We start from the raw sequence: 24216 nt of genomic DNA on the forward strand, positions 1-24216 counted from the left end.
GCACCCCTGCCCCTGCGTGCAGCAGCGGCACTTCCACCTCGGAGAGCACCAGCAGGCTCAGGCGGCGACTGCTGCTGTCAGCGCTTCCAGAGCGGGCAGAAAGAGTCAGGGATCCCTTTCCTTGTGCCAAGGTGGTGGATCCCCGGTAGGCGACAGCCCTAAGCTCGGCTTCGCCAGCGGGCGGGTCGGTAAAGGTGAAGGTGGCTGGTTGACCCAGGCGCAGGGGCGCGTTGGCAGTCTGGCGATAGCTGCCCAGGTTAATGCTCAGGTCGATCCCTTCCACCCCCGGCCAGGTGGGGGTGCGGGCCAGCCAGCGCTCCACCTCAGAAGCCGGCAGCTGGGCCACCAGATCGGATCCCTGTTCTTGGAGCAGCAAAACGATGCGGTTGCTGGGCACCGCCAAACCCGATTGGCGGGCCTGTTCGAGCGTGAGGGCAAAGGTGGAAAGACCAAGGGGAGTTGGCGTGAAAACTGGCTGCAGGGTAGAAGGGGGAACAAGGCTGGGAGAGACATTCGAGGAAGAGAGCTGGCCGCAGGCTGAGAGGGCCAGCACCAGGGCACTGAGTGCAGGCAGGGAGAGCAGCGCAGGGGAAACCCGTCGTGGCATCGTGCAGCTCATCCTCTTCCACAAACTGGGAAGTGGCAGCAACCCAAACCCCTCATGTTGACACCGACTACCTAAAAGCCGGCAGAAATTGCCCCGCTGCCTTCCTTCCGACAGCCACGCCCCAGCGTCTATTGGGCAAGGAGAAGCCCCCGAACCACCGTCCTGGGCCTTTAACCCTAACTCTATTCAATTCATGCTTAACCTGTCTCACCCAAGGGTGAGTTGCACCCCTCACTCCCTCTATCCTTACGCAAATCCCTTTCGAAAAGCCAGCTGCAATCTGAGGACTACCGGCACCCCTAGCGCAATTCAGGTTTCTGCCGCCAAAGAGGTGAGGCTGCCCCAAGCGCCAGAGCAGCCAGAAGCATCAAGCTCCCCCACTGGCGACCCGCAGGGCTTGGGTTCATCTTGCCCTTCTAGTAGCAGGACACTGCCGGATGCCCCTTAATGTACCAGCGCCACGGGAGCTCCGCACCGCGGGTAATGCCGATGCGGGTGGTCTGGACAATGGGGAACTGTGCCTCCCAGGCAGGGGATCCCTCCAGCCAAATGCCTTCCTGGCCGACGGCCACCGGCTCCAGCCGCCAGCCGTTGTGGGATCCGTCAATGCGCAACGCCTGACAGAGCAGGCCTGGCCCCGCCGCCACCCGCGCCGGTTTCATGCGCTTATTGGCCGGGATCCACTCCGGCAGGCAATCCAACTGGGCTGCGCGGATTAGAACGGCTGACGCGATCCCCTCCGCGTCGGTGACGATGTTCAGGCAGTGGTAGAGGCCGTAGATGCGATAGACGTAGAGATGCCCTGGCGGCCCAAACATCACCTGGTTGCGGCGGGTCTTACGGCGATAGGCGTGGCAGGCCGGATCCCCAGCTGTATAGGCTTCTGTTTCCACAATCTGGGCCCGCACCTGCAGCCCATCGGCAAATTGCCGCACCAGCACCATGCCCAGCAGAGCAGGCGCCACCATCGGCGCCGGCTGGCTCAGCCAGTCCCTAGCGTCCACCGTAGGCTCACTAGCCCTCAGCCCCCTGCCACAGCAGGGACAATGCTCACCTCATCTCCATCCTGCAGAGGGGTGTCGGATCCCTTCAGGAAGCGAATGTCTTCGCTGTTAACGTAAAGATTGACAAAGCGGCGCAATTCTCCCCTCTCATCGCACAGCCGCGCCTTGATGCCTGGATAGCTTTGCTCCAGAGCCTCCAGCAGTTCACGGATGGTGGATCCCTCGCAACTCACCACCTCCTGGTTCCGGGTGAGCGCCCGCAGCGTGGTGGGAATTAACACCTTGACTGCCATAAGCCCAGTGCTTCGTCCATCAACCAACATTAGAAGACCAAGGTAGCAGCACCCTGTCAATGCCTTGAATTGTTCACGTTGGCCCCCTTGACCCGAAGGCGGGTCTGTAAGAAGGCGGGTCTGTAACAGGAAAGTTCTTGGGGGATCCCCCCTCTTCAAACCGAGGCCTCCTGCCAGTCCAGCCGCTCCAGGGTGCGGGCCCGCTCCAGCGCCTGTTCAAAGCTCTCCAGCCTAGGCGAAATTACCAGCGGGTGGCCCACATGCGCCTGCACCGCCTCCTGGGTTTTCAAGCCATTACCGGTAATATAGGCTACCGTAATCGCCTCGGGATCGAGCTGGCCGGCTTCGGCCAGGCGTTTGAGCACGGCAATGGTGGTGCCGCCAGCCGTCTCGGTGAAGATGCCCTCAGTCTCGGCCAGGAGCTTGATGCCGGCGATGATCTCGGGATCCGTGGCCGTCTCGATCTGGCCGCCGGTCTTGCGGGCAATCTCCAGGGCATAGATGCCATCAGCGGGGTTGCCGATGGCAATGGATTTGGCGATGGTGTTCGGCTTAACGGGAGTAACAAAATCCCGCCCCTCGCGGAAGGCCTGGGCGATGGGCGCACAGCCTCGGGCCTGGGCGCCGTGGAAAATAACTGGCTTCTCCGCCACCAGGCCCACCTTCACGAACTCCTGAAAACCTTTGTAAACCTTAGTGTACAGGGATCCCGACGCCAGCGGAATCACCACCTGATCCGGCAGTTGCCAACCTAGTTGCTCCGCCACCTCGTAGGCTAAGGTTTTCGAGCCTTCTGCGTAGTAGGGGCGCAGGTTGATGTTGACAAAGCCCCAGCCGTAGCGATCCGCCACTTCGGCGCAGAGGCGGTTCACCTGGTCGTAGTTGCCCTCCACAGCCATGACGGTGGGCCTGTAGATGAGGGATCCCAGTACCTTGCCTGCCTCCAGATCCGCCGGGATGAAGATAGTGCACTCCAGGCCGGCATGGGCGGCAATGGCAGCCGTGGAGTTGGCCAAATTGCCCGTGCTGGCGCAAGAGACCGTGGTAAAGCCCAGCTCCTTGGCGCGGGTCAAGGCTACCGACACCACCCGATCCTTGAAGCTGAGGGTAGGCATGTTGACGGCATCGTTCTTGAGGTAGAGGTTTTTTAACCCCAGTCGCCGCCCCAGCCGCTCCGCTTTCACTAGGGGAGTCATGCCGGTGCCGACATCGATAGGGCGCTCCGAAACCACCGGCAGGAAAGGCCGATAGCGCCAGATAGACAGCGGCCCAGCTTGGATGCTCTGCCGGCTGACGACGCTCTTGAGCCAGTCGTAGTCGTAGACCACTTCCAGGGGGCCAAAACACAGGTCGCACACGTGCTTGGCGACCGGCTCGTACTCGGCCCCACATTCTCGGCAGCGCAAACGGCTAAAGCCCACCTGCGGGTTGCGCAAGGCAGAGCTGGAGGGCAAGTCGGCAGAGCCGAGCAGGCGTTGGGAAAGGGTTGGCGTCATAGGAAGCCTTCAGCGAGAGAAATGGATCCGGCTTACCCAGCCCGAGGTCAATCCTATCACCCGCGATCTAGCCCGTCAACCAAACCCGACTAAAATAGTCTGGATTTGGCTCTGGCCAAGAGGCAGGAAGGTTCCTACCCTGGAGTGTCAAGTGACGAGCAAGGGACTGGCTGGCGCTGCTGGGGTCAAGGGCCCCCACAATCTCAGGCGTTGCCCCTCTCGCTAAACTGGAAAAACAAGCTGAAACAATCTGATGCCCTTTGGGATCCCGGTACTCACCAGCAGAAGCCAGCGTATGCTCAAAGTCGGACGGGACAACGTGGACTTTCTTGACCACTACGACGTGATCGTCGTGGGTGGGGGGCACGCCGGCTGTGAAGCGGCCCTGGCGTCAGCGCGACTGGGCTGTAGGACCTTGATGCTGACGTTGAACTTGGACAAGATTGCCTGGCAGCCTTGTAACCCCGCCGTGGGTGGCCCGGCCAAGTCGCAACTGGTGCATGAGATTGACGCCCTCGGCGGTGAGATGGGCAAAGTTACCGACCGCACCTATTTGCAAAAGCGGGTGCTCAATCGCTCGCGGGGCCCAGCAGTATGGGCCTTGCGGGCGCAAACCGACAAGCGGGAGTACGCGCGGGTGATGCGCTCGGTGGTGGAAAACCAGCCCAACCTGAGCCTTCGGGAGGGCACTGTCACCGACCTGGTGCTGGGGCGCAACGACGAAGTAGTGGGCGTGGTTACCCATTTCGGCAGTGTCTTTGGCTGTCGGGCGGTGATCCTGACCACGGGCACCTTTCTGGGAGGGCGCATCTGGATTGGCCGCCACTGGCAACCTGCTGGACGTGCGGGGGAATTTGCCGTCGAAGGCCTGACTGACACCCTGCGCCAACTGGGCTTTGAGGTAGGCCGGCTGAAGACGGGCACCCCTGCCCGCGTGGATCGCCGCAGCGTTGATTTCTCCGTGATGGAGCGGCAGCCAGGGGATCCAGACCTACGCTGGTTTAGCTTTGACCCGGAGGTGTGGGTGCCGCGGGAGCAGATGGACTGCTACCTCACCTACACCACGCCGGAGACGCACCGCATCATCCGGGAAAACCTCCACGAGACTCCTGTCTACGGCGGTTGGGTGGAGGCCAAAGGGCCACGCTACTGCCCCAGCATTGAAGACAAGATCGTGCGCTTTGCCGACAAGGAGAGACACCCTGTCTTTATCGAACCCGAGGGGCGGGATCTGCCGGAGCTCTACATCCAAGGGTTCTCGACGGGGATGCCTGAGAAGATCCAGATCCAAATGTTGCGCTCCTTGCCCGGCCTAGAGCGGTGCGTGATGCTGCGGCCTGCCTACGCGGTGGAATACGACTATCTGCCGGCCACCCAGCTCTATCCCACCCTGATGACCAAGAAGGTGCAGGGGCTCTTCTGCGCCGGCCAGATCAACGGCACCACCGGCTACGAAGAAGCAGCAGCCCAGGGGCTCATTGCCGGGATCAACGCCGCCCGGTTGGTGCAAGGCAAACCCTTAGTCACGCTGCCGCGCGAGTCCAGCTACATTGGCACCCTTATCGACGACCTCTGCACCAAAGAGCTGCGGGAGCCCTACCGCATGCTCACCAGCCGCTCCGAATACCGCCTTATCCTGCGCGCCGACAACGCTGACCAGCGCCTCACTCCTTTAGGGCGAGAGTTGGGCCTCATCGACGACCGCCGCTGGGCTCTCTTCCAGGCCAAGCAGGCTCGTATTGCCGCCGAGATTGAGCGCCTGGAAACCCAGCGGGTTAAGGCCCACGACCCCGCCGGGATCCACCTCAGCCAACTGACTGGCCAGGGGATCAAAGGATCCGCCACCTTAGCTGAGCTCCTGCGCCGCAACCAGATCCACTACGCCAACCTGCTGGAGCTGGGGTTGGGAAATGAGGAGCTGGATCCCTTTGAGCAGGAGGCAGCGGAAATTGCCGTCAAATACAGCGGCTACATCCAGCGGCAACAAGCCCAGATCGAGCAGGTGAGCAAGCAGTACCACCGCCCTCTGCCTCCCGATCTGGACTACCACTCCATTCCCACCCTCTCCAAAGAGTCGCGGGAGAAACTGGCAGCAGTCCGGCCTCTGACCGTAGGCCAGGCCGCTCGCATTGGCGGCGTCAACCCTGCCGACATCAACGCCTTGCTCATCTACCTCGAGGTGAGACAGCGTCAGAGAGCGACGGCAGAACCTGTTGGCAGCTCGCGGTAATCTTTGCGCCCAGCCGTGTAGAGAGCAGGGATCTCCTCCAGCGCCATGCGCGAAGCCACGCCCAAATCCAAGGGGGAGACCTCCCCGCGCAGCCAGTGACAGAGGCCGGCTGCCCCAATCATGGCGGCGTTGTCGGTACAGAGGGCAACAGGCGGGATCACCACCCGCAGGCCCTTTTGCTGACCCGCTTCCAGAAGGCGAGCGCGCAGCTCCCGGTTGGCAGCTACCCCGCCAGTCAGCAGCAGGGTTGAGAGGCCAAGAGCTTCGGCGCAGGCCACTGCTTTTTCCGTGAGGACGCGCGTTAGGCAGGCCTGAAAGCTGGCGGCGATGTCGGCAATGGGCAGCTCCTGGCCTTCCTGCTGCAAGTGCTGGACGAGGCGCAGCACAGCCGTCTTCAGGCCACTGAAGCTGGTGTCGTAGGGGTGGTCTAGCTTGCCTTCCGGCAGGGGAAAGCGATGGGGATCCCCTTGTTGCGCCCAGCGGTCGATCTGGGGCCCCCCCGGGTAGCCCAGCCCCAACAGCCGCGCCACCTTATCAAAGGCTTCGCCGGCAGCATCGTCGCGGGTGCGGCCCATTGTCTGGTACTCCCCGTAATCCTTCATCCAGATCAAGCTGGTGTGGCCTCCCGAAACCAAAAGGCACAGGCAGGGAGGTTGCAAGTCGGCTGTGGCCAAAAAGCCGCTGAAGAGATGGCCCTCCAGGTGATGTACCCCAATCAAGGGCTTATCGTAGAGCAGCGCCAAGGTCTTGGCCGCCATCAGCCCCACCAGCAGGGATCCCACCAGGCCCGGCGCACAAGTTACGGCAATGGCATCCACCTCGGCTACGCCTAGCCCGGCCTGCTGCAGCGCTGACTCCAGTACAAATGGCAAAGTTTCCACATGGCGGCGGGAGGCCACCTCCGGCACCACACCTCCGTAGGCTGCATGGAGGTCGATCTGGCTAGCCACCACCGAGCTGAGCTGCCGCGGGGCAAAGGTTGGCCAGGTTGGCTCCGCCTCCACCACCGCCACAGCCGTTTCGTCGCAACTGGTTTCAATGGCAAGGACACAGGCCATGGGAAAAAGGGGTGGGAATGCCTCAGGATCCTTAAGAATTGTGTGAGCTAAAACCCGAGATCCCTCCGGATAAGGCGCTCAGGAGTATGATACTAACCGTTTGGTGCTCGTTTCTTCACTGAGCATTCCTCCCCATTGAGTCCCTAGCTCAAGGACACATCCTGCCATGCGAACCCTTTTGAGTCTCCTTTTGGCCCTTTGCCTAGCGCTTGGTTTTACCCAGGCAGTGCAGGCAGAGCCCTTGATTGGCCTGAAGCCTTGTAGCGAAGTTCCCGCTTTCCAGGCTCTACGAGATCAGCGCCTGAGCAGCCTTGAAGAGAAAATCCGCAACGCTAGCCCTGAGTTGGCTCCCCTTTACCAGCAAAAGTTGGTCCAAACCGAAAAGCGTTTTGAGCGCTACAGCAAGCTGCTCTGTGGCGAAGAAGGCTTGCCTCACCTGGTTACCGATGGCCGCTGGAGCCATGCAGGTGAGTTTCTCATCCCTGGCTTACTTTTCCTCTACCTTGCCGGCTGGTTGGGCTGGGCAGGCCGCTCCTACCTAATTGCCGTTCGCGATAGCGAGGAGCCGGAGATGAAAGAAAGTATCATCGACGTTCCCTTGGCGCTGCGCTGTTTCCTCACGGCTTTGGCCTGGCCTGCCGCTGCTTTCAAGGAAATTGCCAGCGGTGAAATTCAAGCCCCAGAGGAGGCTGTCCCCGTCTCTCCTCGCTGAGGAAGGAACTGAGTCAACCCATTCCCTGTGAGAGGTCGATATGGCTGACTTCACCAAATTTCTCACCACCGCTCCAGTAGCCCTCATTTTGTTTTCCAGCTTCTTCCTTGCCCTGTTTATTGAGATCAATCGCTTCTTCCCTGACATTTTGACGTTCTAAATAAAGGGGTAGGGATCCCCACAGAGCCTCGGGGATCCCTGCTTCTCTTAGCCTGGACACAAGATTGCCTCATGCCTGAGTCCCCTGTCGACACTGCTCCCTCTGGCAAGGAATACATCACGGCCCCAGAAGGGGATCCGCAAATTGGCAACCTCCAGACACCGATTAACCACGCGCCTGCCGTTCGTCTCTTCCTAAGTTGGCTGCCGATCAACCGACCGGGAGCCAGTCCTATCTGGCGGGGTCTGGAAATTGGCATGGCCCACGGCTATTGGCTGGTGGGGCCCTTTGCCAAGCTCGGGCCTTTGCGCAACGAGCCTATTGGCCTGCTGAGTGGCTTCTTGGGAGCCTGTGGCCTCATTTTGATCCTGACGGCGGCCCTCTCTCTCTACGGCACCGTCTCCTTGCCGCGCCATGGCGGGCCAGTCCAGGGATCCCAGGCCTGGAGCGAATTGGCTGCCGGCTTTTTAATAGGGGGAATGGGAGGAGCCATCGTTGCCTACCTGCTGTTGCTCAATGGCGATCTCCTGTTTCCGCTCTGAAAGAAAAAGCTGACGGTAGCTGCTCCCTGCCCTTAGAGGGCGCACAAGCTACAGACGGAGCTAACTTGAGCCTAGGCAAAATGCCTACCAGAAGAGATGTACCTGCCAACCTACTAGCCTAGCTAATCCACGTTAAGTCAGAAGGTTCGTTGGCAAGGTTGCCGATTATGCCACAAAGTAGCGAATAAGGCGCTCCGCACCGCTGTCGCCAACGAGGACTAGAGTGAAGCCCCCCTTTCGCTAAACAGTCGGGAGCAGTTTCCATGTCAGCAGCCGTGAGCGATCCACTCCTTGGACTTGATCCCAGTTCCGAAAGATTGCCGTCGACCGAGATTCGTCGCCTGTCGCCGGCTGCCTTAGCTTACTTGGGGGATGCCATTTACGAACTCCACGTGCGGCGGCAACAGTTGTTTCCCCCAGATCGCTTAGAGCGCTACCATCAGCGGGTGGTGAGGCGGGTGTGCGGCTCGGCTCAGGCCAAGCTGCTGTTAGCGCTGCTACCATATCTCAGCCCTGAAGAGCAGGCTATTGTCTGCTGGGGCCGCAATGGTTGCGGTCGCCCACCTCGGCATCTGCCCCTAGCCGACTATCAAAATGCCAGTGGCCTGGAAACCATCCTGGGCTACCTCTACCTCACCAATCCCGACCGCTTGCGCTCCATTCTTGCCCTCACCGATGTTTTGGCTGAGATGATTTAGGTCTTCCTCTCATGCCTAAGCCTTCTCGCCTACGCAAGTTGCGGCGACCCACGGATTCCAAGCCCGAAGAGGAACAAGAGATTATCTACGGTCGCCAGACTTTACTGGCGGCCCTGCGGAGCGGTGCTACCCTCAACCGGGTTTGGGTGGTGCCGAGGCTACGGTATAGCCCCCAGTTTTTGTCGCTCTTGGAGGAGGCCAAAGCGCGCGGCACGGTCATCGATGAGGTCTCTCCCCAGCGACTAAACCTCCTTACGGGTGGAGCTAACCATCAGGGGATCGCCGCCCAGGCTACCCCTTATCGATACGTGGATCTAGAAGAGCTGGTGGAACGCAGCCGCCAGGCTAGCCCCCAGCCGGTGCTGGTGGTGCTAGACGGGATTCAGGATCCCCACAACCTAGGGGCTATTGCCCGTAGCGTAGAGGCGTTTGGCATGCAGGGGATGGTGATCCCGCAGCGGCGGGCGGCAGGGGTGACCGCGACAGTGATGAAGGTGGCAGCTGGCGCCCTCTCCACCCTGCCCGTGGCGCGGGTGGTGAACTTAAATCGCGCTCTAGAGTACCTTAAAGAGCAAGGGTTTTGGATCTATGGCACCACCAGCCAGGGAGCTGCCCCCGTCTATAGCGCCGACTTTCGCCGACCCGTCGCCTTGGTGATTGGATCGGAAGGGGAAGGCATTAGCCTGCTTACCCAGCGCCACTGCGACCAACTGCTGTCGATTCCCTTGGCGGGCCGCACGGAAAGCTTGAATGCTTCGGTAGCAGCGGGCATTGTCCTCTACGAGATCCACCGGCAGCGCTCCCCTCACCAGCTCAAACACACTGAAACATTTCTCAACAAATTCTCAACAAACGCAGTAGAATCTAAGTGACTGCAGGCAGTTCCGAATGTTTGCTGGCACTTCTTAGCGGGGGATCGATCCTGTGAGCAACCCTTTGACTAGTCTTCTGAAGAGGTTGATCAGCCTCTTGGATAGGCTGCGCGGCTTAGCGGTTTGGATTGAGATTGCCACCGACGACTGCACCTACTATTACGGCCCCTTTACTAGCCTGGAGGAAGCAGAAGCGCACAAAGGCAACTACATCGCCGACCTGAAGGCGGAAGGGGTTCAGAAGATTGAGGTTCAGATAAAGAAAATGCGCCAGCCGCAGACGCTAACCGTGGCTCGCACCTCTTCGCAGGCGGGTTCTTGAGGGCCGTCATGGTTTACCAGATAACTGTCCATCACCGGGGCCAAACCTACCGCTTTCCTGCGGCGGCGGAGCAGACGGTTTTACAGGCGGCTCTTGAACACGGCATAGAGCTGCCCTCTTCTTGCCAAGCAGGTGTCTGTACCACCTGTGCAGGGCGACTGAAGTCGGGATCCGTGGCCCAGCCTAACGCCATGATCGGGCCCGAGCTCAAGGCTCAGGGGTTTGTCCTGCTGTGCGTGGCCTATCCTACCTCCGATCTGGAGGTGGAAACAGATCAGGAGGAAGAGGTCTATCGTTTGCAGTTTGGCCGCTAGCTCTGCCCTCCCTGGTTGGCGTGAGTTCAGCGTGAGAAGACTGTGAGGCTACATTTTCTGCGTCTAGCTTTGCCCCTGAGTTTGCCGCTTTCTGCTTCTCAACTGGAGGGATCCCTTCTCCACCAAGTCGCCCGAGAGCTGGGGCAAACGGCCCGCCTCCTGCGCTGGAGTCTGACGGCGGTGGAGGGGGATAGGGTTTGGGTAGAGGTGGTGGCTACTACCGACAATGGCTACTAGATTCACGCTTAGCCAGCTTCTAGCCCCCTCTAAGGGGTTAGGAGCCAACAAGCTGATAGCTACCGGCAGTGCCCTCGTTAGCTTTTCTCGTTTAGCCAATGTCTGGATCTGAACCAGCTCCACCAGCTCCAACTTTGGCCGAGCAGCGCCCCCCTGTCGCCCTCACCATTGCCGGATCCGATAGCGGCGGCGGAGCCGGCATTCAAGCGGATCTGCGCACTTTTGCCTTCCAGCGGGTCCATGGCACTTCTGCCCTCACCTGCGTAACTGCCCAGAATACCCTGGGGGTCAACCGCGTGGATGCGCTGCCGCCAGAGGCAGTGGCTGCTCAAATTGAAGCGGTGGTGCAGGACATTGGGGTGCAAGGGATCAAAACCGGCATGTTGCTCAATGCCGAGATCGTGCGCGAGGTGGCCCGCCAAGTGGAGCGCTGGGCGCTGCAGCCACTGGTGGTAGATCCGGTAATGGTCTCCCGCACGGGGGCCAAGCTGCTGGCGGAGGAGGCCATCCAGGCCATCCGCGAGCGGCTAATTCCCCTGGCTCAGGTTGTTACCCCCAACCGCTACGAAGCCCAGATTTTGGCGGGGATGGAACTGCAGTCGCTGGCGGATATGGAGACGGCGGCCCGCCGCATCCACGCCCTAGGCTGTAAGGCTGTACTGGTCAAGGGGGGAGGCATGCCGGGAGAACTGCAGGGGGTGGACGTGTGGTTTGACGGCGAGCGGCTCGAGGTGCTCAAAAGCAAGCGGATCCCCACCCGCCACACCCACGGCACCGGCTGCACCCTCTCGGCAGCCATTGCGGCGCAACTGGCTTGGGGGAAGGATCCCCTGACGGCAACGCTGCTGGCCAAGGCCTATGTTACCGAAGCCCTGCGGCATCCTTTGGCCATTGGGGCCGGTCAGGGACCGGTGGGTCACTTCTACCCCCTTCTGGCCTCCTCTAGCTCCGACTAAAGCAGCGTCCGCACGTCCACCACTTTGCCGCTCACTGCTGCTGCCGCCACCATGGCCGGGCTCATGAGCAGAGTGCGCCCTGTGGGGGATCCCTGGCGGCCCTTAAAGTTGCGGTTGGAGGAAGAGGCGCTCATCTGCCGCCCTACCAAGCGGTCTGGGTTCATAGCCAAGCACATGGAGCAGCCGGGATCCCGCCACTCAAACCCCGCCGCCTCAAAGATTTCCCGCAAGCCTTCCTGTTCGGCCTCCTGCTTGACCCGCTCGGAGCCAGGCACCACAAACGCTTTCACTCCAGGCGCTACCCGCCGGCCTTTGGCAACCTTGGCTGCCTCCCGCAAATCGCTCAAGCGGCCATTGGTGCAGCTGCCAATAAAGCAGACATCTACCGGCGTGCCTACAATGGGATCCCCTGGCCGCAAGCCCATGTAGGCGTAGGCTTCCCTAGCCAGCTCCCGCTCACTTTCTGGCAGCTCCTCGGGAGCCGGGATCCGCTCGTCCACCCCGATATTTTGGCCGGGGGTAATCCCCCAGGTAACCGTGGGAGCGATCTCGGAGGCCTGAAACACCACCACGTCGTCATAGACAGCGTCGGGGTCACTGGCTAGGCTTTGCCACCAGGCCACAGCCTCTTCCCAATCGGATCCTTGAGGGGCAAACTCCCGCCCCCGCAAATACTCAAAGGTCACGGCGTCGGGATTGACATAGCCGCAGCGGGCTCCTCCTTCGATGGACATGTTGCAGAGGGTCATGCGTTCTTCCATGCTCATCGCCTCGACAGTACTGCCGCCGTACTCGTAGGCGTAGCCCACCCCGCCTTTGACCCCCAGCTTGCGGATGATGTGCAGGATCACATCCTTGGCGTAAACCCCCGGCCCCAACGTGCCCTGCACCTCGATGCGGCGCACCTTGAGCTTGGACAAGGCCAGAGTTTGGGTGGCCAGCACGTCCCGCACTTGGCTGGTGCCGATGCCAAAGGCAATGGCTCCAAAGGCGCCGTGGGTAGAAGTGTGGCTATCGCCGCAGGCAATGGTCATCCCCGGCTGCGTCAGCCCCAGCTCCGGCGCAATCACATGCACGATCCCCTGCTGGCCGGAGCCGCTGTTGTAGAAGCGGATGCCGTATTGGCGACAGTTGCGCTCTAGCTCCTGGATCATCTCCTCCGCCAAGGGATCCGCAAAAGGTCGCGTCCGGTTGTCGGTGGGGATGATGTGATCTACCGTCGCCACCGTCCGCTCTGGAAAAAGAACTGGCAGATTGCGCTCCCGCAGCATGGCAAAAGCCTGGGGACTGGTGACCTCGTGGATGAGGTGTAGCCCAATGAACAACTGCGTCTGCCCTGAGGGCAAGATCCGCACCGTATGGGCGTCCCAGACTTTGTCAAACAACGTCCTCTCGCTCATCTTCTTCTTGGGCCCGCAGCCAAGCTAATTTTTAGTCTGAACTACAGAGCTTTTTATCAGGGCCTGTTTCCTGGCTAGGCTAGCTAGCAATTCTAGGGGGATCATCGAGAGGGTGGGGATCCGGCTCCAGCAGAATCCCAGTGGGAGCAAACTGGGTTACCCAGAAGTCCACCTCCGGAAAGCGGCGGCGCAGGCTCTCGCAGGCTTGAGCAGCCCCCTCCAGGCTAGCCATAAGCCCAAACACTGTCGGCCCCGAGCCCGACATCAGGGATCCCAACGCCCCTACCTCCAGCAGGGCCTGGCGCAATTTTCCCACGATAGCGTACTCGGCCAAAACTGGCTGCTCCAGGTCGTTGCGCAAACTGCGGGCCAAGGCCAGCAGATCCCGACGCTCCAGAGCAGCGAGGACTTGGGGCAAGGTCGACAGAGAGGATCCCGCAGAAGGCAAGGAAGCGGCACGGTGAGCGCGAAAGGCTTGATAGGCCCAGGCAGTGGAGATCCCAAGGTGCTTGGGCTTGGCCAACAGCAGGGGGATCCCTTCCCAGTCGGCCAGCGGCTGTAAAACTTCTCCCCGTCCTGTGGCTAGCTGGGTGCCCCCCTGCACGCAAAAGGGAATGTCGGATCCCAAGCGGGCCGCCAAGTGCTGCAGTTCTCTGACCGTCAGGCCCAAGCCCCAGAGCTGGTTCAACCCCACCAGAACTGCCGCTGCATTGGCCGAGCCGCCTGCCAAGCCCGCCGCCACGGGGATCTGCTTCTCGATGTGGATCTCCACCCCCAGATTGGTCTGGCACTCCTTTTGCAGCAGCTCAGCCGCGCGGTAGGCCAGGTTGCGGGCATCTGCCGGCACTTCCGGGTGGTTACAGATTAGGTGGATCCCGTGGGGGCGGCGCTGGAGACGCACGCGATCCGCCAAAGCGATGCTCTGCAGGATCATGGCCACCTCGGAATAGCCATCGGGGCGGGATCCGAGGATCTCTAGGTAAAGATTGATCTTGGCGCGGGCGACCAGGGTACAGGCTTGCATGGGAAAAAGCGAACAACATTTTCAACTCCCCTCAGCCCGTCCAGAGACTCACTGGGGAGCTCTTCCAGCTTATCCCTGGCGGTGACCCGAGCTGGGGCCAAGGGGCCAGCTCTTTTTTGCGGCAGCTATCTAGAACTGATAGAGTTTTGGCACCGCTCTACCTCTTCCCCCTCCCATGAGCAAGCCCAAGGTCGGTATCCTCTACAACGACGCCAAGCCTGCCGCTAAACGCAGCAGCGAAACCCTTTCCCGCTGGTTTCAGGAGCAGGGGTGGGAAGTCTGTGTGGCCCCCAATTGGGGCGGCGTCCTCGGCTACGCCAAGCTTGACAGTCCCGTCTGCTTGACCAAGGTGGACAGCCTGGCCCCCGCCGGCTTTGACGAGAACATGAAGTTTGCCGTAGTGCTGGGGGGAGACGGCACCGTTTTGGCAGCAGCCCGGCAATTGGCTCCCAAAGGGATCCCCTTGCTGGCCGTGAACACTGGCCACTTGGGCTTTCTGACGGAGACCTACCTAACCCACCTAGAAGAGGCGGCCAAGGCAGCCATTGCCGGCGAGTACATTCTGGATCGCCGTAGCATGTTGCTGGTGCAGGCCTACCGCGACAACGAATTGCGCTGGGAAGTGCTTAGCCTCAACGAGATGGTGCTCCACCGCGAGCCTTTGACCAGCATGTGCCACTTTGAAGTCACCATTGGGGAGCACTCCCCTCTGGATGTGGCCGCCGACGGCATCATTTTAGCCACCCCCACAGGTTCCACCGCCTACGCCCTTTCTGCAGGAGGACCGGTCATCACTCCCAGCCTGCCGGTGCTGCAGTTGATCCCTATCTGCCCCCACTCGATGGCCTCACGGGCTCTGGTCTTTCCCGATTCGGAAGAGGTGTGGATCAGCCCCGCTAGCCCTCAGCCGCTGGTTTTGGTAGCGGACGGCAATGCCGGCTGCTACATCCTGCCAGAAGACCAAATTCGCGTCGTCCGCGCCCCCTACTGCACAGACCTGATTCGCCTACGCCGACCGGAGTTCTTCCGGGTCATGCGTGAGAAATTGGGTTGGGGCCTGACCTATGCTTCTAAGCCTACCTCGGTAGAGCTGCCCTAGCTTTCGCTTACTGCCTCTTAAGCTGCAGCTCGCCGCCCAACCACGGCGTAGAAAGGATCCCTGCCCCCTCCGGCCAGAAAGGCAAGCCAACTCAGGGGAGCAGGCCGCTGGATGACTTCGACGATCTCAAACCCCGGCACCGCCTCGAAATAGCGCTTGACCAGCTCCACCCGCTCTGTCTCCGAGCTGTCCCGCCAGGCCTGGATTGCCTTCTGGAAAAACATGCGATTGGAGAAGCTGACAATAAACAGGCCCTGGGGCTTAAGGATGCGATGCACCTCGGCAAACACTTGCTCCGGCTGCTGCAGGTATTGCACCGAAACCGCGTTCAGCACGGCATCAAAAGTGCAGTCCGGGAAAGGCAGGAGTGGGTTTTGGTTGAGGTTCTGGACGAAGAAATGGTTAAGCCGAGGGTTAGCCGCCAGTTCTTCGGCATTCATCCCATGCCCTTCCACATGGGCAAAATCCATCTCCGGCGGCAAATGGGAAACCCAACTGCTCATTAGGTCGAGAATGCGGGTCTGGGGCTGCAAGTAGCGGCGGTAGAGATCCGTGAGCTGGCCGATGAAGCCAGCATCTACATGGGTTACGAAGCGGGGGTAGCTGTAGAAGAGGGCATCGTCGCTGGGATCCAACTTGGAGCGCTGCCAATCTTCAAGAACTGCCATGGCCAAAATCTCCAACGTCCTCCGAAAAGGAGCCAGGTAGCAGGACAAAAGGAGAAGTCTGCTTCTTGCCATTGACTTTGAAAGGCACAAGACCAACTCGGCTTCCCCGAGCCAGTCCCAAAGCCCCTCAGGCCAAGCCCTTGCGCAGCACCCCCTGCACTAGCAGCACTGACACCACCACAAACCCCGTCAAGAGCCCCAGGGATCCCGCTAGGGTGAGATTGCCCCAGGGAGCCTGTAGCACCACATCGGCAAAGCTCCAGGTGCTGGTGCGGTAGACGTGGCGAATTGGCTCGATGGCAAAGGTGAGCGGGTTAAGGCTGGCCACCCAGCGCAGCCAGGTGGGCATGAAGCTGAGGGGAGCCAAAGCCGTGCTGGAGAAGATCAAAGGCAAGTTGACCAGAAAGATAAAAGCCAGCAACTGCTGGTGCCCCGGCATGGCAAAGGCTAGGCCCAAGCTCAGGGCAGTGAAGCCCAAGACCAACAGGCCCACAATCAAGGCCACCACCGCCAAGCCCCGCACGTCTGGGATCCCGCCGCCGAGGACGTAGTCTGCCCCCACGATTGCCGCCGTCTGCAGCAGCGCCACGCTGACGATGAACAGGCTGGAGGCCAGCACAATGGAAAAGCGAGAGGTGAGGGGAGCCACCAGCAGTCGGTTTAAAAATCCGAACTCCCGGTCGAAAATCACCGGCACCCCGGCATTCAAAGCCCCGCCAAAGGCCGTAAACACAATCACGCCTGCTCCCAAAAACTGGGTGTAGTTTTGCCCGGCCCCAAAGATGCCAGTAGGGGCATTCTGAAACAAGGCTCCAAACAAAATCAACCAGAGCAGCGGCTGGATGATTCCAACCAGCAGGGTTACAGGGCGACGCTGCAGTTGGATAAACAAGCGGCGGGTGAGGGCAAAAGTTTCCTGCCAAAATTCTGCTGTCAAAAGGGGAATTGGGCTGGATTGAATTGGGGAAGCAGCAGAGGTCATACGAAGGCTCCTGCAAACTTGGTAAGGATTGGGAATCAGGGAAAAACTACTTTTTCTTGCCTAAGTTGGACTCGACAGCTGCCAGCTCTGCATCCAGGAGGGTTTGCCCGGTTGCCGCCAAATACACGTCGTCCAGGCTGGGGCGAGATTGGGTACTGCTGAAGACCTCCAGCCCGTGGGCCTCAAGGTGGGCGCGGATCTGGCTGAGGGGATCCTCCCCATTCCGCTGCACCACCAAGTTGAGGGCATTGCCCTGGGCGCTGTTGATCACCACCTTTTGGACAAAGGGCAGAGAGGCCAGCAGTTCGGCACCCCGCTGGGCCAGTTCTGGCGGGGCAAACTCCTGCAGCTTGACGGTGATGCGCTCGCCGCCGACACGGGCTTTCAGCTCTTCTGGGGTTCCTTCGGCGATCACCTTGCCGCGGTCGATGATGGCCACCCGGTCAGCCAATAGATCGATCTCTTCCAGGTAATGGCTGCTGAGCACCACCGTGACGCCGGTGTTTCTAAGCTGGCGCAGAAAGTCCCAGATGGCCTGCCGGCTGGGGATATCCAGGCCCACCGTGGGCTCGTCCAAAACCAGCACCTGGGGCTGGTGGAGCAGCCCTGCCGCCAGATCTAGGCGTTTGCGCAGACCGCTGGAGTAGGTGCCGATGCGTTGGTCGGCACGGTCGGCTAGCCCCAGCAATTCAAGGACGGTGGCAATCCGCTCTCGGGCCAAGGGCCGCGGCAGGTGGTAGAGGTCGGCCTGCAACTGCAGCAATTCTCGCCCCGTCAGCACCTTATCCAAAGCCACCTCTTGGGCAACAAAGCCCAGCTTTTCGCGTACCGCCCTGGGGTTTTCGTTGACCGGGATCCCGCACACCTCGATCCGGCCCGCGTCAGGGCGCAGCAGGGTGCACAGGCAGTGCAGAGTGGTGGTTTTGCCGGCGCCGTTGGGGCCAAGAATGCCGTAGATCTGGCCGGGCTCTACTTGGAAGGAGACATCCGCTACAGCCACCGTGGAGCCGTAGCGCTTCTGGAGGTGTTGAACCAAGACCGCAGGGGTATTTGACATGGGCATCCACCTTTCGCTCCCTCTAGGCTAGCAAGCTGCATAAGAAACCGAGCCTAGGGCTCTCCTCTGGTCCCTGATTCACTGGACAATCTAGTCCTTGATTCACTGGACAATGAGGACTCGGTCCCGCTGACGCGAGCGCCACTGCGTGGCGTAACGAACTTTCTGCCTTGACGTGGATTAGCTGCGCTAGTAGACTTGCAGGTGCATCTTTATCTGGTAGGCACTTCGCCTAGGCTAAAGTAGGCTCCGTCTTTAGCCTGTGTGCTCGATCAAGAGCAAGGAGCAACTACCTGCAGCAAGGCCTACGGCCCGCTATCGCGATCGCGGGGAAGTCACACCTGCGGAGATCCCTCTGGCGGGGTAGTAGAGGTGAACTCTACTACTAGCTACGGGTCGTGGAAGCAGGAAGAAAGCCTCAACCTGGATCAAAAGTCCGCTTTTGTCCGGGGTTGTATAAGTCTTTCAGAGCGGTATAGTGGTACAGGCCATTGGGCAGGTTGCGGGCGGCAAACCCTTGCCAACTGTTGTGGAGATGAGTGCTGAAGCCAAAGCTTGCCTGCCGGCCTGGAAAGACCGAGCTTTCCCCAGAAAGGGGGGATCTGGTGCAACCTTTGTAGCTTTAGTAGCCTTTGCCCTTGGCCTAGTCGGCTGCGGGGAGGCAACAACTCCGCTTAGCCCGCTAGAAAACGCCTTTTTGCAGGCCGATGACTTTGAAATTATGGGGGGATCCCCAACAGCAGGTGCGGTGGGGCCTTATCTCCAGTTCAACGTGCGGCGGCGGCGGGACAACCAGATCTTGAATCGCCCTTTTAACGTCTATGTGGAGAACGCAGGGCTGGCGGAAGGGCGACCTCCTCTAGTCGATAACCAAAACCGTCCCATCCTGCTCCAGCGCTCAGTGGCCTTTTTGGGCAATGGCCTGGATCTAAACAGGGATGGCCAGCCGGATCCACCTCCCCAGGATCCCCCCAGCCTTGACAGCGGCCCCTTGCTGCCCTACGCGCCCCCCAACAACTGGCAAAGCCGGGCCGTCCTCGCTTACGTCCCTGGCCAGGCCAACATCCCTGGACGTGGCCCTAGCGACCGCTTTGGTATCTACTTCTCTTCCCTCTTGCCCTACAGGGGTCAGCTTCGCTTTCGCATCCGCGACGAGCTAGGCAACGCCCCTGCCCGCCTCTTTGAGATTACTTATCCCCCAGCACCCAGCCGGGCCAATGTCACTGTCACCTTGACCAACGTCAGCGCCAGCGCCCAGGAACCCGTGCTCATTGCCATCTGCAACCAGTTGGGAGCTGCTGCCGTGGTGGGCTTGCGGAGCGGCACCTTTACCGAGCTAGTGGATCTTTTGCCAGCCCCCGGCTTGCCAGTGGAGCCCAGCTTGAGTGAGCCCATCCGCTACGTGGCCGAGGCCTATCAGTTCAACCGAGAGCGAGCTGTTATCCGCGTCTCCCAGAATCCTGAGGATCCCAGCCGGATGAGCGTTCCTCTCTTGGGATCCGAGGGCGCGACTGGGCGGGCCGACCTAACGATGGTGAGCGCTAGTGGGGATCGCCTCACCTGCTTTAACGAGCAGCTCTCTAATCTGCGAAATGTATTTCCCGACTTCTTTAGGTAAAAAAATTGCCACTTGGCAACCAGGCGAACCAAGGCAAGCTGGGGCATTTGCCCTGGTTTTGTTCATAGCAAACCTTTTGGCCTTTCTTTCCCCATCGGCAAAGTCCAGCCTGCCTTGGGTCTGCCCCCTTTTCCTGTAGGATTGATTGCGATATGCTAGTCTTCCATATCTCAAAAGGCGTGGACTGCTCCAAGGCTGTTTCTTCACCCTATGAATCCGGCTCCCATCCTAAACGCAAGCTGGCACTTCCAAGAGCGGGATAGCTGTGGCGTCGGGTTTTTGGTAGATCGCCAGGGAAGAGCCAGCCACGAGCTGCTGCAAAAAACCCTCGCTGCCCTTGCCTGCATGGAGCACCGCGGCGGCTGCGGCGGGGACAGCCAAAGTGGGGATGGAGCCGGTATTGCTACAGCTATTCCCTGGAAGCTGCTGCAGGCAGAGCTTGAGGCCATTCGAGCTTGGGATCCCAGCCGCAGTGCAGTGGGCATGCTGTTTTTGCCTCAGGATCCCGCTGACTGCCAGGCAGTGCGCCAGCTCATCGACGACTACTTGGCTACTACGGAGTGGGGGCAGCCCATCTGGCGCCAGGTGCCAGTCAATCCAGACTGCCTGGGGCCGATGGCACGGCAGACTCTGCCCTCCATCTGGCAGATGCTGCTTACTCACCCCACGCTGGAGGGAGACGAGCTGGAGCGGCAGCTTTACCTCTTGCGGCGGCGCCTGCGGCGACAGGTGGAGAGCCGGTTTGGCGTTCATTCCCTCTACTTTGCCTCCCTCTCCTGCCGGCTGATTGTCTACAAGGGCATGGTGCAGTCAGCCGCGCTGGGCCAGTTTTACCGCGATCTACAAAACCCCCTCTACACCACTGCCTACGCCACCTACCACCGCCGCTTCAGCACCAACACCCTGCCCCGGTGGTCCCTGGCCCAACCCTTCCGCTACCTCTGCCACAACGGCGAGATCAATACCTACCTGGGCAATGTCAACTGGATGGCTGCCCGCGAGTCCTCTTTGGCCCATCCCTTTTGGGGCGAGGCTATTGAGGAGCTCAAACCCGTCATTGACCCCGGCACCAGCGACTCAGCAGGCCTGGACGCGGTCTTCGAGCTCTTGATTGCCTCGGGCTACTCCAGCCAGCAGGCAATGATGGTGCTGATCCCGGAGGCCTACCGCCACCAGCCGGAGTTAGCCAATCGTCCCGAAGTGGCCGACTTCTACGAGTTTTTTGCCGGCCTGCAGGAAGCATGGGATGGGCCGGCCATGGTGGTTTTCTGCGATGGCAAGACTATTGGAGCCACGCTGGATCGCAATGGCCTACGCCCGGCCCGCTACGCCCTTAGCCGCGATGGATTGCTGGTGGTCGCCTCGGAAGCGGGGGTGGTTTCCCTGCCGGAAGCCGAGATCCTAGAAAAGGGGCGGCTGGGGCCAGGGCAGATGCTCATGGTGGATCTGCAAAGCGGCCAGCTCTACAAAAACTGGGAGATCAAGACCCAGGTGGCAGCTCAGCACCCCTATGGGGAGTGGTTGAAGACTTACCGCGTTCAGCTTCCTAGCCAAGACTTTGAGAGCGCCCCGCAGCTTACCGAGGAGCAACTCCTCCAGCTGCAGACGGCCTGCGGCTACTCCTTGGAAGACGTGGAGATGATCATCGAGGAGATGGCGGCCACAGGCAAAGAGCCGGTTTTCAGCATGGGGGATGATGCGCCGCTGGCGGTGCTCTCCACCCAGCCCCACCCCCTTTATGACTACTTCAAGCAGCGCTTTGCCCAGGTGACCAACCCCCCCATCGATCCCCTGCGGGAAAGCTTGGTGATGTCTTTGGACATGTACCTGGGCTCCAAAGGCAACCTGCTGCAGATCCGGCCCGAGCATGCTCGCCTGCTGCACCTACGCAGCCCCGTGCTCAACGAGGCGGAGCTGGCCGCCCTGCAGCGCACGCCCTTTCCTTGCCGCACGTTGCCGACCCTCTACCCAATCGCCGCCGGGCCAGCAGGAATGGCTGCCCAAGTGCGGGCCCTGTGCCAAGAGGCAGCGCAAGCAGTGCGGGAGGGAGCAGAGATCTTAATCCTCTCGGATCGGGGCCTCAGCGCTGAGCAGGCCTTGATCCCGCCTCTGCTAGCCGTGGGAGCCGTCCACCATCACCTCATCCAGGAGGGGCTGCGCCTACGCGCTTCTCTGGTGGTGGAGACGGCCCAGTGCTGGAGCACTCACCACTTTGCTTGCCTAATTGGCTACGGGGCCAGCGCCGTCTGCCCCTACCTGGCCTACGAGGCGGTGCGCCAGTGGTGGCACAAGCCCAAGACCCAGACCCAGATGGCCAGTGGCAAGCTGCCCCAGATTTCTGTGGCCGAAGCCCAATTGCGGTACCGGGCAGCCATTGAGGCGGGGTTGCTCAAGATCCTCTCCAAGATGGGCATTTCCCTCCTCTCCAGCTACCACGGGGCCCAGATCTTCGAGGCCATCGGTCTCAGCCAAGAGGTGATCGACCTGGCCTTCCGCGGCACGGTGTCGCAGGTGGGGGGAATGACGCTGGCGGACTTGGCTCGCGAGGGCATGGTAAATCACCAGCGGGCCTTCCCCCAGCTCACCTCGAAAAAGCTGGAGAACTTTGGCTTTATCCAAGCGCGGCCTAAGGGCGAGTACCACATCAACAGCCCAGAAATGGCCAAGCTGCTGCACAGGGCCATCGCCTCTGGGCAGCCCGATCACTACGAGATCTACCGGGCCTATTTGCGCAACCGCCCCCCCACGGCCCTACGGGATCTGCTTGACTTTCGCAGCGACCGGGATCCCATTCCCCTGGAAGAGGTAGAGCCCGTTACAGCCATCTTCAAGCGTTTTACCACGGGGGGGATGTCGCTAGGGGCCCTCAGCCGCGAAGCCCACGAGACCCTAGCCATTGCCATGAACCGCATCGGTGGCAAGTCTAACTCCGGCGAGGGCGGAGAGGACCCAGAGCGCTACCTCCCCATCACCGATGTGACGCCGGAGGGGACCTCGGCGCGGTTCCCTCACCTTAGGGGCTTGCGCATGGGGGACAACGCCAGCTCGGCAGTGAAGCAGGTGGCCTCGGGCCGCTTTGGCGTAACCCCTGAGTACCTGGTCAACGCCCAGCAAATCGAGATTAAGATTGCCCAGGGCGCCAAGCCAGGCGAGGGCGGGCAACTGCCCGGCTCAAAGGTCAGCCCCTACATTGCCAAGCTGCGCCGCTCCAAGCCAGGGGTAACCCTGATCTCGCCGCCGCCCCACCACGACATCTACTCCATCGAGGATCTGGCCCAGTTGATCTTCGACCTCCACCAGGTCAACCCCCAGGCGCAGGTGTCGGTGAAACTGGTAGCGGAGGTGGGCATCGGCACGGTGGCAGCAGGGGTAGCCAAAGCCAATGCCGACATCATCCAGATCTCTGGCCACGAGGGAGGCACAGGGGCTTCCCCTCTCAGCTCCATCAAACACGCAGGCTCACCCTGGGAGCTGGGCTTAGTGGAGGTGCATCACGCCCTCTTGGAAAACGGCCTGCGGCAGCGAGTGATTTTGCGAGTGGATGGCGGCCTGCGCACCGGCTGGGAGGTGGTGATGGCGGCCATGCTGGGAGCAGAGGAGTTTGGCTTTGGAACCGTAGCCATGATTGCCGAGGGGTGCATCATGGCGCGGGTGTGCCACACCAACAACTGCCCGGTGGGGGTGACGAGCCAAAAGGAGGAGCTGCGCAAGCGCTTCCCTGGCACTCCAGATCAGGTAGTAACTTTCTTTACCTTTGTGGCCGAGGAGGTGCGCCAGATCCTAGCCCGCCTAGGCTACCGCTCCCTCAAAGAGGTCATTGGGCGGGTGGATCTGCTTTGCCCCCGCGCCGACGTGGCTTTGGAAAAAACCCAGTCTCTCCAGTTGGACTGTCTGCTGCGAACTCCTCCTGGCTTTGATCCTCACCGTCAGCCCGAGTGGCTAGAGCATGAACCGGTGCACTCCAACGGCCCGGTGCTGGACGAGCAGATCCTGGCCCGGCCTGAGGTGCAAAAGGCTATTGAGACCTGCGGCACAGCCACGTTGGAACTCCCCATCGCGAACACCGACCGCTGTGTGGGCGGGCGCATCGCCGGCACCCTGGCTCGGCGGTATGGGGATGGGGGCTTTGCCCAGCAGGGGGGGCTGTTGGATCTGCGCTTTGTGGGCACAGCCGGCCAGAGCTTTGGGGCCTTTACCCTGGCGGGCATGCGCCTCACCCTGACGGGAGAAGCCAACGACTACGTGGGCAAGAGCATGTGCGGCGGCGAAATCGTCATCCTAGCTCCCCCAGAAGCCCCACGGGATCCGGCGGAAAACGTGATCCTGGGCAACACCTGCCTGTATGGAGCCACGGGCGGATCCCTGTTTGCCAACGGCCAGGCGGGAGAGCGCTTTGCCGTACGCAACTCCGGTGCCCAGGCAGTCGTCGAGGGGGCTGGCGACCACTGCTGCGAATACATGACCGGCGGCGTGGTGGTGGTGCTGGGCCGGGTGGGCCGCAACCTGGGGGCAGGCATGACCGGCGGCCTGGCCTACGTGCTAGATGAGGAGGGCAACTTCCCCGCCAAGGTCAACGGCGAGATCGTGCGCATTCAGCGGGTGCAAACCGCAGCAGCGGAAGCGCAACTCAAGGGCCTGGTCCAGGAGCACTACCGCCGCACCCATTCCCCCAAAGCTGAGCGCATCCTCAAGAACTGGGAGCGCTACCTCCCTCTCTTCTGGCAGGTGGTTCCCCCTTCCGAAGAGGGCAGTGAGCTAACGGATCCCGCCCGATCCCAGCCAGCGGCAGTGCAGTCGTAGGAGTTTCAGGGTCTGTTGGTAACACTTCTTATCCCCACGGCAGCTAAGGGAACTGGTAAACTGCGAG

The 24216-nt window shown here is 60.9% G+C and carries 22 protein-coding genes and 1 pseudogene; 13 read left to right on the forward strand and 10 right to left on the reverse strand.

The genetic code is table 11. The features are described from left to right. From NW812_RS05055 to thrC, 4 genes and pseudogenes are all read right to left on the reverse strand, one after another. Window positions 1-607, reverse strand: a pseudogene (locus NW812_RS05055) (hypothetical protein); the annotation flags it as partial. A gap of 416 nt (window positions 608-1023) precedes the next feature. Continuing rightward, window positions 1024-1611 (reverse strand): DNA-3-methyladenine glycosylase, encoded by a 588-nt coding sequence (locus tag NW812_RS05060; protein WP_414394683.1) that lies wholly within the window; start codon window positions 1609-1611, stop codon window positions 1024-1026. A gap of 17 nt (window positions 1612-1628) precedes the next feature. Further along, on the reverse strand, window positions 1629-1904 hold the full coding sequence (locus NW812_RS05065) for a ubiquitin-like small modifier protein 1 (protein WP_414394685.1): 276 nt from the start codon (window positions 1902-1904) through the stop codon (window positions 1629-1631). A gap of 155 nt (window positions 1905-2059) precedes the next feature. Next, window positions 2060-3400, reverse strand: a complete 1341-nt coding sequence (thrC, locus tag NW812_RS05070) for a threonine synthase (RefSeq protein WP_414394687.1) — start codon at window positions 3398-3400, stop codon at window positions 2060-2062. 295 nt (window positions 3401-3695) lie between these two features. Between thrC and mnmG the strand changes: the two genes are divergently transcribed. After that, window positions 3696-5630 carry a tRNA uridine-5-carboxymethylaminomethyl(34) synthesis enzyme MnmG gene (gene mnmG / locus NW812_RS05075; RefSeq protein WP_414394689.1) on the forward strand — a complete coding sequence of 645 codons (1935 nt, stop codon included), beginning with the start codon at window positions 3696-3698 and terminating at the stop codon, window positions 5628-5630. Here the strand turns inward: mnmG and tsaD are convergent. Continuing rightward, entirely contained in the window at window positions 5591-6688 is a 1098-nt protein-coding gene (gene tsaD / locus NW812_RS05080; RefSeq protein ID WP_099812538.1) for a tRNA (adenosine(37)-N6)-threonylcarbamoyltransferase complex transferase subunit TsaD, read from the reverse strand. The two genes, mnmG and tsaD, sit on opposite strands and share 40 nt — an antisense overlap. A gap of 166 nt (window positions 6689-6854) precedes the next feature. On the opposite strand from tsaD, the gene NW812_RS05085 reads away from it, so the two are divergent. The 9 genes from NW812_RS05085 to thiD all read left to right on the forward strand — a co-directional run bounded on the left by NW812_RS05085 (window position 6855) and on the right by thiD (window position 11501). Next, entirely contained in the window at window positions 6855-7400 is a 546-nt protein-coding gene (locus tag NW812_RS05085; RefSeq protein ID WP_414394691.1) for a Photosystem I reaction center subunit III, read from the forward strand. Between the two features lie 40 nt (window positions 7401-7440). Further along, window positions 7441-7560: a Photosystem I reaction center subunit IX gene (locus NW812_RS05090; protein ID WP_099812540.1), complete on the forward strand. Its 120-nt coding sequence runs from the start codon at window positions 7441-7443 to the stop codon at window positions 7558-7560. Between the two features lie 71 nt (window positions 7561-7631). After that, window positions 7632-8102, forward strand: a complete 471-nt coding sequence (locus NW812_RS05095; RefSeq protein WP_414394693.1) for a photosystem I reaction center subunit XI — start codon at window positions 7632-7634, stop codon at window positions 8100-8102. A 317-nt stretch (window positions 8103-8419) separates the two neighbouring features. Then, window positions 8420-8800 carry a ribonuclease III domain-containing protein gene (locus tag NW812_RS05100; protein ID WP_414394695.1) on the forward strand — a complete coding sequence of 127 codons (381 nt, stop codon included), beginning with the start codon at window positions 8420-8422 and terminating at the stop codon, window positions 8798-8800. A gap of 11 nt (window positions 8801-8811) precedes the next feature. After that, complete coding sequence (gene rlmB, locus NW812_RS05105) at window positions 8812-9672, forward strand: 23S rRNA (guanosine(2251)-2'-O)-methyltransferase RlmB (RefSeq protein ID WP_414394697.1); 861 nt, start codon at window positions 8812-8814, stop codon at window positions 9670-9672. A gap of 64 nt (window positions 9673-9736) precedes the next feature. After that, window positions 9737-9994 (forward strand): DUF1816 domain-containing protein, encoded by a 258-nt coding sequence (locus NW812_RS05110; RefSeq protein WP_414394699.1) that lies wholly within the window; start codon window positions 9737-9739, stop codon window positions 9992-9994. Between the two features lie 8 nt (window positions 9995-10002). Then, on the forward strand, window positions 10003-10308 hold the full coding sequence (locus tag NW812_RS05115) for a 2Fe-2S iron-sulfur cluster-binding protein (protein WP_414394701.1): 306 nt from the start codon (window positions 10003-10005) through the stop codon (window positions 10306-10308). A gap of 69 nt (window positions 10309-10377) precedes the next feature. After that, on the forward strand, window positions 10378-10545 hold the full coding sequence (locus tag NW812_RS05120) for a hypothetical protein (protein WP_414394702.1): 168 nt from the start codon (window positions 10378-10380) through the stop codon (window positions 10543-10545). A 98-nt stretch (window positions 10546-10643) separates the two neighbouring features. Continuing rightward, complete coding sequence (gene thiD, locus NW812_RS05125; RefSeq protein ID WP_414394704.1) at window positions 10644-11501, forward strand: bifunctional hydroxymethylpyrimidine kinase/phosphomethylpyrimidine kinase; 858 nt, start codon at window positions 10644-10646, stop codon at window positions 11499-11501. Here the strand turns inward: thiD and leuC are convergent. Both leuC and ispE read right to left on the reverse strand, forming a co-directional pair. Further along, entirely contained in the window at window positions 11498-12901 is a 1404-nt protein-coding gene (leuC, locus tag NW812_RS05130; protein ID WP_414394705.1) for a 3-isopropylmalate dehydratase large subunit, read from the reverse strand. The two genes, thiD and leuC, sit on opposite strands and share 4 nt — an antisense overlap. Before the next feature lie 79 nt (window positions 12902-12980). Continuing rightward, window positions 12981-13925 carry a 4-(cytidine 5'-diphospho)-2-C-methyl-D-erythritol kinase gene (gene ispE, locus NW812_RS05135; protein WP_414394707.1) on the reverse strand — a complete coding sequence of 315 codons (945 nt, stop codon included), beginning with the start codon at window positions 13923-13925 and terminating at the stop codon, window positions 12981-12983. Window positions 13926-14100: 175 nt separating this feature from the next. Between ispE and NW812_RS05140 the strand changes: the two genes are divergently transcribed. Continuing rightward, window positions 14101-15024: an NAD(+) kinase gene (locus NW812_RS05140; RefSeq protein ID WP_414394708.1), complete on the forward strand. Its 924-nt coding sequence runs from the start codon at window positions 14101-14103 to the stop codon at window positions 15022-15024. A 17-nt stretch (window positions 15025-15041) separates the two neighbouring features. On the opposite strand, the gene NW812_RS05145 is transcribed toward NW812_RS05140, so the two are convergent. The 3 genes from NW812_RS05145 to NW812_RS05155 form a co-directional block, all read right to left on the reverse strand. Further along, entirely contained in the window at window positions 15042-15692 is a 651-nt protein-coding gene (locus tag NW812_RS05145; RefSeq protein ID WP_414394710.1) for a class I SAM-dependent methyltransferase, read from the reverse strand. A 127-nt stretch (window positions 15693-15819) separates the two neighbouring features. After that, on the reverse strand, window positions 15820-16674 hold the full coding sequence (locus NW812_RS05150) for an ABC transporter permease (RefSeq protein ID WP_414394712.1): 855 nt from the start codon (window positions 16672-16674) through the stop codon (window positions 15820-15822). 46 nt (window positions 16675-16720) lie between these two features. After that, window positions 16721-17737: an ATP-binding cassette domain-containing protein gene (locus NW812_RS05155; RefSeq protein WP_414394714.1), complete on the reverse strand. Its 1017-nt coding sequence runs from the start codon at window positions 17735-17737 to the stop codon at window positions 16721-16723. Window positions 17738-18248: 511 nt separating this feature from the next. On the opposite strand from NW812_RS05155, the gene NW812_RS05160 reads away from it, so the two are divergent. Together NW812_RS05160 and NW812_RS05165 are read left to right on the forward strand one after the other, a co-directional pair. Then, entirely contained in the window at window positions 18249-19349 is a 1101-nt protein-coding gene (locus tag NW812_RS05160) for a hypothetical protein (RefSeq protein ID WP_414394716.1), read from the forward strand. A gap of 210 nt (window positions 19350-19559) precedes the next feature. After that, on the forward strand, window positions 19560-24149 hold the full coding sequence (locus NW812_RS05165; RefSeq protein WP_414394718.1) for a glutamate synthase-related protein: 4590 nt from the start codon (window positions 19560-19562) through the stop codon (window positions 24147-24149). The last annotated feature ends 67 nt before the right edge of the window (window positions 24150-24216 follow it).

It is taken from the genome of Synechococcus sp. O70.2 (assembly GCF_047462135.1).
Taxonomy (GTDB): Bacteria; Cyanobacteriota; Cyanobacteriia; order Thermostichales; family Thermostichaceae; genus Thermostichus.